General features: G+C 59.1%; 12 protein-coding genes. 3 read left to right on the top strand and 9 right to left on the bottom strand.

Translation table 11 applies throughout. From position 1 onward, the window contains the following. Nucleotides 1-14: 14 nt before the first annotated feature. Nucleotides 15-314, bottom strand: a complete 300-nt coding sequence (locus Tel_02010; protein ALP52010.1) for a glutaredoxin — start codon at nucleotides 312-314, stop codon at nucleotides 15-17. Between the two features lie 154 nt (nucleotides 315-468). Here Tel_02010 and Tel_02005 point away from each other — a divergent pair, with 154 nt between their 5' ends. Next, complete coding sequence (locus Tel_02005) at nucleotides 469-1,281, top strand: hypothetical protein (GenBank protein ALP52009.1); 813 nt, start codon at nucleotides 469-471, stop codon at nucleotides 1,279-1,281. Between the two features lie 62 nt (nucleotides 1,282-1,343). On the opposite strand, the gene Tel_02000 is transcribed toward Tel_02005, so the two are convergent. From Tel_02000 to Tel_01985, 4 genes are all read right to left on the bottom strand, one after another. Continuing rightward, nucleotides 1,344-1,964, bottom strand: a complete 621-nt coding sequence (locus Tel_02000; GenBank protein ALP52008.1) for a hypothetical protein — start codon at nucleotides 1,962-1,964, stop codon at nucleotides 1,344-1,346. 279 nt (nucleotides 1,965-2,243) lie between these two features. Beyond that, nucleotides 2,244-3,233 carry a serine/threonine protein kinase gene (locus tag Tel_01995; GenBank protein ID ALP52007.1) on the bottom strand — a complete coding sequence of 330 codons (990 nt, stop codon included), beginning with the start codon at nucleotides 3,231-3,233 and terminating at the stop codon, nucleotides 2,244-2,246. A gap of 18 nt (nucleotides 3,234-3,251) precedes the next feature. Beyond that, nucleotides 3,252-4,340, bottom strand: coding sequence for a hypothetical protein (locus Tel_01990; GenBank protein ID ALP52006.1), 1,089 nt, complete (start codon nucleotides 4,338-4,340; stop codon nucleotides 3,252-3,254). Nucleotides 4,341-4,342: 2 nt separating this feature from the next. Then, a complete protein-coding gene (locus Tel_01985) occupies nucleotides 4,343-4,690 on the bottom strand; it encodes an arsenate reductase (protein ALP52005.1) in 348 nt (115 codons plus the stop codon). A gap of 129 nt (nucleotides 4,691-4,819) precedes the next feature. Between Tel_01985 and Tel_01980 the strand changes: the two genes are divergently transcribed. Further along, the gene (locus Tel_01980) at nucleotides 4,820-5,203 is read left to right on the top strand and encodes a Co2+/Mg2+ efflux protein ApaG (GenBank protein ALP52004.1); all 384 of its coding nucleotides are present in this window, start codon (nucleotides 4,820-4,822) and stop codon (nucleotides 5,201-5,203) included. 72 nt (nucleotides 5,204-5,275) lie between these two features. Here Tel_01980 and Tel_01975 read toward each other — a convergent pair whose 3' ends face one another. Continuing rightward, nucleotides 5,276-6,127: a hypothetical protein gene (locus Tel_01975; GenBank protein ID ALP52003.1), complete on the bottom strand. Its 852-nt coding sequence runs from the start codon at nucleotides 6,125-6,127 to the stop codon at nucleotides 5,276-5,278. Nucleotides 6,128-6,386: 259 nt separating this feature from the next. Continuing rightward, nucleotides 6,387-10,199 carry an ATP-dependent RNA helicase HrpA gene (locus Tel_01970; GenBank protein ALP54699.1) on the bottom strand — a complete coding sequence of 1,271 codons (3,813 nt, stop codon included), beginning with the start codon at nucleotides 10,197-10,199 and terminating at the stop codon, nucleotides 6,387-6,389. Nucleotides 10,200-10,298: 99 nt separating this feature from the next. Between Tel_01970 and Tel_01965 the strand changes: the two genes are divergently transcribed. Further along, nucleotides 10,299-11,219: a hypothetical protein gene (locus Tel_01965; protein ID ALP52002.1), complete on the top strand. Its 921-nt coding sequence runs from the start codon at nucleotides 10,299-10,301 to the stop codon at nucleotides 11,217-11,219. A gap of 12 nt (nucleotides 11,220-11,231) precedes the next feature. On the opposite strand, the gene Tel_01960 is transcribed toward Tel_01965, so the two are convergent. Further along, entirely contained in the window at nucleotides 11,232-11,744 is a 513-nt protein-coding gene (locus tag Tel_01960; protein ALP52001.1) for a heat-shock protein Hsp20, read from the bottom strand. Nucleotides 11,745-11,810: 66 nt separating this feature from the next. Then, entirely contained in the window at nucleotides 11,811-12,698 is an 888-nt protein-coding gene (locus tag Tel_01955; GenBank protein ALP52000.1) for a multidrug DMT transporter, read from the bottom strand. Nucleotides 12,699-12,802: the final 104 nt, after the last annotated feature.

Below are 12,802 nucleotides of genomic sequence, written 5' to 3'. Positions count from 1 at the left end.
CCTCGCGTCGTTTGTCAGTGTTGGGATTGGGCAAGCAGCTCATCCAGCTCGCCGTCACGCTCCAGGGCGTAGAGCTCGTTGCAGCCGCCGATGGCCTGGCCGTCGATGAAGATCTGCGGCACGGTATAGGCCCCGGGGGCGCGCCGCATCATTTCCTGCCTCAGCTCCGGCGCAGCGTCGACCGCGTATTCCACATAGTCGACGCCCTTATCTTCGAGCAGCTGCTTGGCGTGGACGCAATAGCCGCAATAGCGCCGGGTATAGATCTCCACCTTGGCAGTGCCGGACTGGACGGCTTGATCAGTCGGGGGCATACATCCACCTGAATATTGAACGGGGTCCTGCACGTTATCAGGTTGCGCTAAGGGCTTCAACAGACCCGCCGAAACCAACAAAAACCGGCGCATTTCCCCTAAATAAGCATTTGTTTCGGCCGATAAAATCCGTGTCCCAATACAAGAAAGACACATGGATTCTGACGCCATCAAACACCTTTCCATCCTGATTGTCGAGCCGTCGATCACATCCACGCGCTTTATCGAGGACCAGCTCAAACGCCTCGACGTGCGCAATATCGACTGTTGCGAGAGCGGCGCCGAGGCCCTGGCCAGCATGCGCAAATCGCCGCCCGACCTGGTGGCCAGCTCCATGTATTTACCGGACATGACCGCCACGGGCTTAATTGAAACCATGCGTGGCGATGCCGCACTCGAGGATATCTCCTTCATGCTGGTGTCCACCGAGACCGCCTTCGCCAAACTTGACCCAATCCGGCAGGCGGGCATTGTCGCCATCCTGCCCAAGCCCTTTTCCAGCGCCGATCTGCGCAAGGCGCTGGTGGGCACCACCCGTTTCATGGACTGCCCCAGCCCCGCGCTCGGCAAAGACGAATTGGAAGAGCTGAAAGTACTAGTGGTCGACGACAGTCCCCTGGCGCGCAAACACATCCGCCGGGTGCTGAGCGCCCTGGGCATCAAACAGATCACCGAGGCGGAGAACGGTTTGGAGGCGGTGGAAATCCTGGACCATAGCCTCTTCGACCTGGTCTTTACGGATTACAACATGCCGGAGATGGACGGTGAGAAACTGACCCGCCATATCCGCGGGAAGAGTCTGCAGCGCAGCATCCCCATCCTGATGGTCACCAGTGAGGAAAACGGCAGACGCCTGGCGGCGGTACAGCAGGCCGGCGTCTCCGGCATTTGCGACAAGCCGTTCGATACCGATACGATCATGAAGATGATCCGCAGCCTGCGCGCCGAACAACGCCGGCTGAGCTGAAACGCCCCAACGGCAGGACGCCGGGCCGTGTTTTTACCACCGTTTGTGGTGAAAATGCCGGGCTAGCGAATCCCGGACACAATCAAGGCGCGCCGAATCTGGCGGGTGGCGCTCTGCATATCCAGCACCGCCCTCGCATAGTCGCCCTGGTCGGCCCCTTGGTCGGCGTCCATTCTGAATTTTTTTCCCTTTTCCACCAAGCCATTGACTAATTGCACGGACTCTTTGGTGGGGCGCATGCGCTCCTTGGCCAAGGGCACCAACTCCTCGAAGTTGCGGTAGCGCGCCAGTTCATATTGGTATTGCTCCGCCTCGGTGGCGAAACTGCCGCTCTGTCGCGCGGCGTGCTGTTCAAGCATGCCGACCAGGGCCGTCATCATAATTTCCTTGGCCTTGACCAGGACCTCCCCGGCCGCCTTGTAATTGCCCTTGGCCGCCAACTCCATCGCCCCGTCCTCCATCTGCTGTAGCTGTTCAGGAGTGGCCTTATTATCGAGGCCCATGGCGGCAGTATTGGCGCCTCGACCCAACCTCGTCTCGTAGATGACTTTATACTCTCTAAAATCTTCGAGAAGCTTGGTGAAGCCGGCCTGCTGCTCAAGCCCTGTAGTCGCCGCCAGGACATTGCCGGATAAGAGCATGGACAATAACAACAGCACCACGCCTTTGCGCAAACGTTTCATGTTTCATCCTCCCCAACAAAGACGGCCACCCGAATCAATCAGACCTGCATGGGCAACCACAGTTAGCACCCGTTGTCCAACCGCAGCATAGACGCACGCGGCCACGACTGGCCTACCATCGCCCCGACGCCTGCAAAACCAGGATAGCAATCGATACAGCGACGATAAAATCAGACCGGCGCATATATCATAGCCTACGCCATTAAACGGCGCGTGCTCGCACCACCACTTCACCCAGCGCCTTGCCGTAAGGACATACGGCATCGCCCCCAGGCGACGTTACATCAGCGCCAAACCAGGCTCATCAAATGCCGCCAATTGCTCACGCAGGGAGAGTATCTGTTCTTCCCAGTAACGCGGCTGCTCAAACCAGGGAAAGGCCGCCGGGAAAGCGGGATCGCGCCAACGGCGCGCCAGCCAGGCGGAGTAATGCATTATGCGCATGGCGCGCAAGGGTTCGACCAGACTTAACTCAGATGGATCGAATTCGGCAAACTGCTCATACCCTTCCATCAAAAGACTCAACTGCCGCTGCTGCTCGGAGTGGTGGCCGCACAGGAACATCCACAGGTCCTGCATCACCGGGCCACTGAGGCAGTCGTCCAGATCGACGAAGATCGGCCCCTTGTCGGTCCACATGATGTTGCCGACGTGGCAGTCACCGTGCAGGCGCTGGTAGCGCAGATCATAGGCGGACTCGAAGACCGAACGCAGGCGTACGACCACATCTTCGGCGACGCTGCGATAGGCGGCCTGCAGGGCCTCGGGCACGAAGCCGTGTTCCAGCACATATTGATACGAGCTGACCGCCATGCGCTCCACCTCGATGCGCGGGCGATGCTGGAAGCGGGCGGCGCGGCCGACCATGTGGATACGCGCCAGGTAGCGTCCCAGCCGACGCAGGTGGTCGTCGTTATCCAGTTCGGCATGGCGGCCGCCGACACTCTCGAACAGGGCGAAACGGTAGTCCTGATAGCGGAACAGGGTGTCGCCGTGCTCGTTGCGCAACGGCGCGGCCACCGGCACCTCGTTGTCCACCAGCTCGTGGCTGAAGGCGTGCTCTTCGAAGATGGCGGCGTCATCCCAGCGCTGCGGGCGGTAGAACTTGACCACCAGGTTCGGCGCATCTTCGAGGCCGATCTGATATACGCGGTTTTCGTAGCTGTTCAAGGCCAGCAAACGCCCGTTGCAGAGCCAGCCCTGGCTTTCCACGGCGTCGAGCACCACATCGGGCTCGAGCCCGGCATAAGGTTGAAGGGATTCAGACATGCGGCGATTGTATGCCAATCAGCGCCGCAGGGCATCAAGCGCGTCGATCGGGCAGATCTTGCTGCGCTTCTCCCCCGCCGTTAGCTGGTAAGCCAGCACCGGCGCCTTGACGCCTTTGATCTGCAATTCCAGCGGCTCGGAAAAGCGCAGCTGCGGCTCGTCCTGCACCTGCCGGCGCAGCGCCTCGGAAACCACCACTGACAGGGCGCGGGCATGGCCGCACAGGCGCGCCGCCAGATTGACCGTGGGGCCGATAACGGTGTAATCGAGCTGCTTTTCCATGCCTATATTGCCGATCATGACCTCGCCGCAATGGATACCGATGCCAACCTGGTACAGGGCGGCGGCGTCGCCGCTGGCCTTGAGACAGGCCTGCTCGATGATTTTGAGGGCGCAGAGACAGCTGTTGAGTGCCATCCCGGGACCGTCGAACACGGCCATGACGCCGTCGCCGCTGAACTTGTCGATATAACCGCCACAGCGGTAGACACACTTCACCTGGGCATTGAGATGCTCGCTCAGGATAGCGAACAAGCTCTCCGGCTCCATCTCTTGTGACAGCTGAGTAAAACTGCGCAGGTCGGTGAACAGCACGCAAACTTCGCGCCGTTCCGGTTTCAACACCTGACCGTTACGCGCCTGTTGCTCCGCCATGCGCCGGGTGCGGGCATCCACGTAACGATCCAGGTTGTTGCGCAACAAGTGCAGTTGGCGTGCATCTTCACGGCGCTGTAGATGGGTACGCAGGCGCGCCTGCAGCACCGCTGGCGACACCGGCTTGGCGATAATATCATCGCCGCCCACATCGAAGGCATGCCGGCCGATCTCCGCCTCGGGCAGCGAGGTCACGAACAACACCGGTGCGTACTCGAAGCGCTCCATCTGGCGCAGGCGGCGGCACAGCTCCATACCGTCCATGCCGGCCAGGTGGATATCGAGCAGAAACAGGTCCACATGCTCATCGGCCACCAGCAGCAAGGCACCTTCGCCATCCGTCGCCTCGAGCACCTCCATGCCGAAACCGGACAACATGCGGCGCAGGGACTTACGCACGGTGGACATATCGTCCACCAGCAATACGCGCTTGCTTGTCAGCACATCCTGCATTGTTACAGAATCGCCAGTACCGCCTCCGGCGGCCGACCGACGGCGGCCCTGTCGCCCTTGACGACGATGGGGCGCTCAATCAGTTTGGGGGTCTCGACCATGGCGGCGATCAGCTGATCCCGGCTCAGGGACTCGTCATCGAGGCCCAGCGCCGTATATTCCGGCTCTTTGCGCCGCATCAGCTGGCGTGGTGTCAGATCGAGCATAGTCAGGATTTGCTTCAGGCGGGTCTTCGAGGGCGGCGTCTTGAGATACTCGATCACCTCCAGCTCAATGCCTTGGTCCTGCAACAACTGCAGGGTCTGACGTGATTTGCTGCAGCGTGGATGGTGGTAAATGACAACACTCATGCAAGGTCTCCATAGCCAGCTGGTTTTCGGCTCGGCCGTGCGCGGCACAATTCCCATATATTTTTAAGGAATAACCTGGCGCAACAACGGGATATTCGGGCCGCCCGGATTTGCGCTAAAATAACGCCCATGAGCCAAAAATATCACAATCAAATCGAAGTTGCCGCCGAGGCCTTTTACATCGAAGAACAGTCGGAACCGGAAACCGATCGTTTTGTCTTCGCCTACATCATTACCATCAACAACACCGGCAAGGCGCCGGCCCGGCTGACTCATCGCCACTGGCATATCACCGATGCCAACGGCAAGGTCGAAGAGGTTCACGGCGAAGGGGTGATCGGCAAACAGCCCTATCTCAAACCCGGCGAAAGTTTTCAGTACAGCAGTGGCACTATTTTGAAAACACCCGTCGGCGCCATGCAAGGCTATTACGACATGGCCTGCGACGACGGCAGCCACTTCAAGGCCACCGTCGAACCCTTCACCCTGTCGGTGCCCGGCAGCTTGAACTGACGGGCAGCGCTAAAGAATTTAATCAGTCCTATAGAGTAATAGACCACGCTCTGCGGCGTGGTCTATGTCTGTTTATTTGGCGACCGCCTGGACCGCGGACGCGTTGTAGAGATGTACATCGCGTTGCGGATAGGGAATGGAAATACCCTCGCGATCAAAGGCCAGCTTGACCTTCTCCTGCATATCGAAATGCAGCGGCCAGTAATCGCCCCCGTTGACCCACGCGCGCGCCAACAAAATAATGGCGCTATCCGCCTGTTCGGCAACAAAGATGTCGACCGTCTTATCCTCCTTCAACACCCGTTCGTCGCCCTCAAGCAGATCGCGCAGCATACCCTTGGCCTTGAGTATATCGTCGTCATAGCCGATGCCAAACTTCAAATCAAGCCGCCGGGTGGGCTCAGCAGTGATGTTCTTGATCGTACCGTTGGACAAGGCGCCGTTGGGGATAATGATGCGCTGGTTGTCACCGGTTTTGAGCACGGTATTGAAAATCTGGATTTCGGCCACCCCCCCTACAAAGCCCTGCGCCTCGATCCAGTCGCCCACTTTAAATGGCTTGAGCAGCAATATGATGACCCCGCCGGCGAAGTTGGCCAGACTGCCTTGCAACGCCAGGCCGATGGCCAGACCGGCGGCGCCCAGCACGGCGATAAACGATGTGGTGGCGATCCCCACCATGGAGGCCACACTGATCACCAACAGCACCTTCAGCAACACACCGACCAAGCCGGCGAGAAAATGACGCAAGGTATCTTCGACCTTGGCGCGCGTCATGCCCTTGTCGAAGCCCTTCACGAACATCTTGATTGCGAACAGACCGATAATCAGGGTCAGTATGGCCAGCACCAGCTTCGGGCCGTATACCATGCCAAGTTCGATGGCCTGATCGTAATACTTTTCCATGTTTTCCAGTTCGTCCATCTGATCACCCTTTATTGGTTTTTTAAGGTTTACAGGTCCAGCGAGACCGCGTCCGTTACCACGGCGAAGTATACCTACCGCCCCTGCACTCGGCCAATCACGGCATTGTGAACTCGTGTTAAAACCGAGCAACGCGCAGCCACACGCGCGGCGGCACGGTCTGCCTCGACATGCATCGCCGGGCACCGGCAAACACCCCAAGCCCCCGTACCTGAGAGTATACGCCGCCGCGCGTTTTCCCGATATCGCAATGGAATGACTAAATAACTTGTGCGAACTGTTGCTTGAGGCGTTTCACCGACACCGGCATTTTGGTGCCCAGGGTTTGGGCGAACAGGGAGACGCGCAGCTCTTCGATCATCCAGCGGTACTGCGTCAACGTCGGATCGACAATACCCTGCTGCCGATGGATTTCGCGCCGTTCAAGATAGGCCTGCCACAGCGGCTTCAGCTCCTGGGTGGCGGCCCGGTCGCGCGCCGCAGCGCCGCTGCCCAGTTTCTCCAGGCGCAGATTGACCGCCTTGAGATAGCGCGGGTATTCACGCAGCCATTCGGCCGGAGTGTGTTGAATAAAGCGGGGATAGATAAGATGGGCCAGCTGCTCTTGTATATCCGGCACGGCGTGCAGCCAGGCCGGTGACAGATTGCCCTTGAGGGTTTTGTTCAAGCGGTGGTGTTCGGCCAGGATGTCGTTCACCAAGGTACACAGCTCGTTGGCGACATTCATCAGCGCCTGCCGGCCGTGTTCCAGCGCTTGCTTAAACGCCTGTTCGTCGCGGGGCAGATCCGCGCCAAAAAAGGTCTGATCGATCACGGCGTCCACCAGGTCGTTTTGCAGCTGTTCACACTTGCCCGTGGGCGCGTAGTAGAGACACATCTGCTTCAGATTGGGCAGGTGCTTTCGCAGATACTTGATCTTGTCCGGCAAGGCGAACATTACCAGACGGCGCAACGCCTGACCGGTTTCGCGTTCGGCCTGCTGTTCGGTGTCGCGCAGCTTGATGGCGACATTCTCCTTATTGTCGACAAGTGCAGGATAACCGCGCAGCTGCACGCCGTTACGCTCGAACTCGATCTGCTGCGGCAGCTCGCCGAAACCCCACGTAGTGATGCCTTCACGCTCGCCCTCCCACACCGGCACGGCGGCGAAACTCTGTTGCGCCTCGCCTTTGAGCTGTTGTTGCAGCTGCACCAGATCGCGCCCCATGGCGACCACCTCACCCTGATCGTCCACCACCTTGAAGTTCATCAGCATGTGCGGGGTCAACTTGTCCAGATCCCAATCGACCCTGGTGACTTTGACGCCGGTCATTTTGAACAACTGTTGCTGTAACGCCTCCAGCAAAGCGTCGTCCGACGGCGCCAACACATGCAGGCAGGCGTCGGCAAAGTTGGGTACCGGCACGAAGTTGCGCCGCAGGGACTTGGGCAAAGACTTGATTAACTGACACAGCTTGTCATGCAGCAGACCGGGCACCAGCCACTCGAAGCGTTGCGGTGTTAACAGATTCAAGGCCGGCAGCGGCACGCTAACGGTGACACCGTCTTGTGCGTGACCGGGCTCGAAGTGATAACTCAATGGCAATGACATGCCGGCCACCTCCAGGGTGTCGGGAAATTGCGCCGCGGTCACATCACCGGCGCCGTGCAGCATCAAATCCTGTTTATTCAGAAACAGCCGTTGCGGCTCTTTCCGCTCGGCCTGCTTGCGCCACTTTTCAAAGCGGCGGCCGTCGCAGACATCTTCGGGAATGCGTTTGTCGTAAAACTCGAACAGCGCCTGGTCGTCCACCAACACATCGCGACGGCGCGACTTGGCCTCCAGCGCCTCGACCTCTTCCACCAATTCACGGTTGTGTTGAAAGAACGGCGCGCAGGTGTTGAAGTCACCCTCCACCAACGCGCCGCGGATGAACAACTCGCGCGCCTCGGCCGGATTGATCTTATGGTAGTGAACCTTGCGTTTAGGGTTAACGATCAAGCCGTACAGCGTCAGCCGTTCGTAGGCCATCACCGCCGCGGCCTTTTTTTCCCAGTGGGGATCAAACCAACTGCGCTTGCACAACTCCCCGGCCACCTGTTCCAGCCACTCGGCTTCGATCTTGGCCACGCTGCGGGCGTACATGCGCGTCGTCTCCACCAGCTCCGCCGCCACGATCCACTTGGGCTGTTTCTTGAACAGCGCCGAGCCGGGAAAGATATTGAGCTTGATGCCGCGCGCGCCCACATACTCCTGTTTGTCGTTTTTGTTGGCGATATTACCCAATAATCCGGCCAGCAAGGCGCGATGGATCTGTGCGTAATCGGCGGCCTGTTGATTGAGTTTGCCGCCCTGTTCGGTGGCCAGGCATTTCAGCTGGACATACACGTCATGCCATTCGCGCATGCGCAGGTAGGAGATGTAATTTTCCTTGCACCATTTGCGCAATTTGTTATTGCTGAGGTGGTGCGCCTGTTCGTGATAGGCGCGCCACAGATTGAGATAGGCGATGAAGTCGGAGTCCTTGTCTTTGAACTGGGCGTGTTTTTCGTCGGCGGCCTGTTGTTTTTCGTGGGGCCGTTCGCGCGGCTCCTGCACGCTCAAGGCGCTGGCGATGACCAACACTTCACTGAGGCAGTTTTCATCCCGCCCCGCCAGCACCATGCGCGCCAGGCGCGGATCCACCGGCAGCTTGGCCAGATGGCGACCGGTTGGGGTCAGCTGTTTGTTGCGGGTTAATGCTCCGAGCTCTTCCAGAAGTTTGTAGCCGTCGCCGATCATGCGTTGCTCGGGCGCCTCGACAAAGGGGAATTGTTCGATATCGCCCAGCTTGAGCGCTTTCATCTGCAGGATGACGGCGGCCAGATTGCTGCGTTTGATCTCCGGCTCAGTAAACTCAGGCCGTAAGTTGAAATCATCTTCCGCATAGAGCCGGATGCAGATGCCGGGGCCGACGCGGCCGCAACGCCCGGCACGCTGATTGGCCGAGGCCTGGGAGATCTTTTCAATAGGCAGGCGCTGCACCTTGGTGCGATGACTGTAACGACTGATACGCACCAGGCCCGGGTCGATGACATAACGAATACCGGGCACGGTGAGCGAGGTTTCGGCCACATTGGTGGCGAGCACAATGCGTCTGCCTTTGTGGGGTTGAAACACGCGATTCTGTTCGGCGGCGGACAAGCGCGCATAAAGCGGCAAAATTTCAGTATGGGGCGGATGATGTTTGCGCAGGCTCTCGGCGGTTTCGCGAATCTCGCGCTCGCCCGGCAGAAAGATCAGCACATCGTCCCGCCCTTCAGCGGCCAGTTCATCCACCGCATCGCGAATGGCCTGTTGCAGGTCGCGATCCTGTGTATCTTCGTCTTCGGCCTGCAGCGGGCGATAGCGCATCTCCACCGGATAGGTGCGGCCGGAGACCTGGATGATGGGGGCATCGTCAAAGTGCTGGGCAAAGCGCTCGGTATCGATGGTGGCCGAGGTGATGATGATTTTCAGCGTCGGCCGCTTGGGCAGCAGCTGTTTCAGATAACCGAGCAGAAAGTCGATGTTGAGGCTGCGCTCGTGCGCCTCGTCGATGATGAGCGTATCGTATTGATTGAGAAAACGGTCGGCCTGACTCTCGGCCAGCAGGATGCCGTCGGTCATGAGTTTGATGTAGCTCTCCGGGCGAGTGCGGTCGGAGAAACGCACTTTATAACCCACCGCGTAGCCCAGTTCGCTCTCCAATTCCGTGGCGATGCGTGTCGCCACGCTGCGTGCGGCCAGGCGACGCGGCTGGGTGTGGCCGATCAGGCCGTCGATACCGCGCCCGGCGTCGAGGCAGATCTTGGGCAATTGGGTGGTCTTGCCCGAGCCGGTTTCGCCGGCGACGATAATCACCTGATGGTCGCGCAGCGCGGCGATGATCTCGTCACGCCGCTGACTGACCGGCAGCGCGTCCGGATAGGTCGGTACAGGCAGCTTGTCGCGGCGGCATTGCCGTTTGTGCACCGAGGCCTCGATGTCCGCCGCCAAGCGCGTAAGCCCGGCCTGATCGTCCCGCTGCAGGCGTTGCAGCCGACGCCGCAACCGCCGGCGATCGACCAACAGGCAGTCGTCGATTGATTTGGATAGGGTTTTCGGGTCGAACTTCACAATACTGTCTCGGAAAACTTACTATAGTGCGGGTGACGCGGCCAGGGAGGCGACATGTCAGCCATCAACCAGACGGATTGTACCAACATCCTCAAATACCACGTGCAGAGCCTGGCCGGCGAGATCGGCGAGCGCCATACCGGCAGGCACCACGCCTTACAACAGGCGGCCGATTATATCAGCCGCCAATGGCTGGCCATGGGCTACGAGGTCGAGCGCCAGGCGTTTAAGGCACGGGGCAAGGATGTTGAAAATCTTCAGGTGACGCGGCGCGGCGTCAAATCCCCCGATGACATCATTTTGGTGTGCGCCCACTACGACAGCGCCAAGGACTGTCCCGGCGCCAACGACAACGCCTCCGGCATCGCCGCCCTGCTGGAGTTATCGCGCTATTTTGCGCGCGTCGATCCGGACCGGAGCGTGCGCTTTGTGGCACTGACCAATGAGAAACCACCGTTCCATGGCACCGAAAAGTCGGGCAGCTGGATCTACGCCCACCAGGCTCGCCAGCGGAGTGACAACATTCGCAGCGCGGTGATTCTTGAATCACTGGGATATTATAACAACACCCTTGGCAGCCAACTCTATCCCGCACTGATGGGCGCGTTTTATCCCAAGCAGGCCAACTTTGTCGCCATGACCTCGAACCTGGCGTCCATGCGCACCATGCACCGCTTTGCCCGGTGCTTCAAGAAACATTGCAGCCTGCTATGCGAGCCGATGATCGCACCTAACTTTTTGCCTTGGGTCAAGTGGAGCGACAACAGCCCTTTCTGGCTCAACGGCTATCATGCTTTTATGGTGTCGGACACCTCGCTTTACCGCTATCCGTTTTATAACTCGCCGCGTGATACGCCGGAAAAGATCGATTACCAATGCCTGACCTTTGTCACCGTCGGCCTGGCGGAAACACTGGAGGCGTATGCAAAACAGAGGTCAAAAAATCCCGACCGGGTTACCCCGGTCGGGTCTTAGCGCCTCTTCATTTTAAGAAACGGAGACTTTATGGCGCTTGGAAGCCACCACCTTGGGCGCGGTCAGCTCCAGCACGCCGTCCTTGAACTCGGCCTTGGCCTTGGCGCCGTCCACCTCCGCCGGTAGGGCGAGGGTACGAACGAATTCACCGCTGCTCGTTTCACGGCGGTAGTATTCGCCCTCCTCTTCCTTGCGCTCGTGCTTGGTGCTGGCGCGAATGGTGACGCTGTCATCAGAGACCGAGATGTCCAGATCCTCTTTTTTCACGCCCGGCAGTTCGGCCTTGATGACCACCTCTTTATCGCGGTTGATGACATCCACCTTGGGGGTACGTCCCTCGAAGGGTGCGGGCAGGTTGCCCCAATCCATCTCAAAGGGCCGCATAAAACGACGCGGCCAGGATTGGCCGAAAAAGGTCTCGAACATGCGCTCCATATCCTCGAACGGAGACAGGCCGCGCCCGGCGCCGCTTTGCAATTCCTGACCGCCTGATTTAGCCACATCTTTCTTTTCGCTTTTGGCCATAGTCACCTCCTGAATGTGTTGTGACGATTCACCTTGTTAATAACTTTGGTACATCGCCACACGAATTCAAGGGGCTTCTTCATTGCGAGCGAAAAATTTATCGCCCCAGTTGTGCAGCGCCAGGCCCAACAGGATGCAGGCGGCCCCGGCGATCACCTCGGGCTGCAGCGGCTCATGGTTGAGCCAGTGCCCCAGGCTCAAGGCCAATACCGGGGTAATCAGCGTCAACAAGGCAATGGCGTTGGCGGAGACGTGCTTGAGCGCATAATAAAAGGCAACAAACCCCACCACCGATCCCATCACCCCCAGATAGACAATCGCCGATACGGTCTTCTCCGATACGGCGGTGGGCAGATGGCCGTCGAACAGCAACCAAGTGATCACATACAACGGCACCGCCACCATGAGTCCGCCGCCGGTCACCGACAGGGCGTGCAGATCGGCACCGATCTGCTTGATGCGCACCATGCTCAGGGCGTGGATGGTGGCCGATGCCAACACCGCAGCGATCCCCAACGCAGCCGCGGCGCTGACCCTGTCCTGCGGTTGAAAGATGACCAGTAAACCGGCGAACCCCAGCAGCGCACCGAGCAGTTTGTCCGGCTGCCACAGGGAGTGGCCCAACACCAAGGCGGCGACGAAGAAGGTAACCATGGGCAACAGGCCGTACACCACCGATACCAGCCCGGAGCTGATGTATTGCGCACCCCAATAGACACACATCATGGCGCCGTACAGCCCCAGCCCGGAGGCGAGATAGGTGTGACGCGCATCACGGTGCCAGTGAAACGGCACGCGCAGCAGGGCGATGAGGGCGACACAGATCGCTGCGCCGAGCACCATGCGTGCGGTCAGGCCGAACAGAAAACCGGCCTCTTCGCTGCTCCACTTGATGGCCAGCGGCGTGGTGGCCCAAATCAGAATAATGCCCGTAAACGCGGCGGGTACCGACATGATTTCACCTGTTTATTTTCACATGCCCATAACGAAAAAGGCCGCAGATTTTTTGCAAATCTGCGGCCTTTCAGAAAACTGCTGATTAAATTACGTTACCACCA

The sequence above is a fragment of the Candidatus Tenderia electrophaga genome, assembly GCA_001447805.1.
Taxonomy (GTDB): domain Bacteria; phylum Pseudomonadota; class Gammaproteobacteria; order Tenderiales; family Tenderiaceae; genus Tenderia; species Tenderia electrophaga.
This window is presented reverse-complemented; position numbering and strand designations above follow the sequence as displayed.

What these genes read in the sequence shown, in the direction of transcription:
- Tel_02010 (ALP52010.1), bottom strand. Translation starts at nt 314, where the DNA reads ATGCCCCCGACTGATCAAGCCGTCCAGTCCGGCACTGCCAAGGTGGAG.
- Tel_02005 (ALP52009.1), top strand. Translation starts at nt 469, where the DNA reads ATGGATTCTGACGCCATCAAACACCTTTCCATCCTGATTGTCGAGCCG.
- Tel_02000 (ALP52008.1), bottom strand. Translation starts at nt 1,964, where the DNA reads ATGAAACGTTTGCGCAAAGGCGTGGTGCTGTTGTTATTGTCCATGCTC.
- Tel_01995 (ALP52007.1), bottom strand. Translation starts at nt 3,233, where the DNA reads ATGTCTGAATCCCTTCAACCTTATGCCGGGCTCGAGCCCGATGTGGTG.
- Tel_01990 (ALP52006.1), bottom strand. Translation starts at nt 4,340, where the DNA reads ATGCAGGATGTGCTGACAAGCAAGCGCGTATTGCTGGTGGACGATATG.
- Tel_01985 (ALP52005.1), bottom strand. Translation starts at nt 4,690, where the DNA reads ATGAGTGTTGTCATTTACCACCATCCACGCTGCAGCAAATCACGTCAG.
- Tel_01980 (ALP52004.1), top strand. Translation starts at nt 4,820, where the DNA reads ATGAGCCAAAAATATCACAATCAAATCGAAGTTGCCGCCGAGGCCTTT.
- Tel_01975 (ALP52003.1), bottom strand. Translation starts at nt 6,127, where the DNA reads ATGGACGAACTGGAAAACATGGAAAAGTATTACGATCAGGCCATCGAA.
- Tel_01965 (ALP52002.1), top strand. Translation starts at nt 10,299, where the DNA reads ATGTCAGCCATCAACCAGACGGATTGTACCAACATCCTCAAATACCAC.
- Tel_01960 (ALP52001.1), bottom strand. Translation starts at nt 11,744, where the DNA reads ATGGCCAAAAGCGAAAAGAAAGATGTGGCTAAATCAGGCGGTCAGGAA.
- Tel_01955 (ALP52000.1), bottom strand. Translation starts at nt 12,698, where the DNA reads ATGTCGGTACCCGCCGCGTTTACGGGCATTATTCTGATTTGGGCCACC.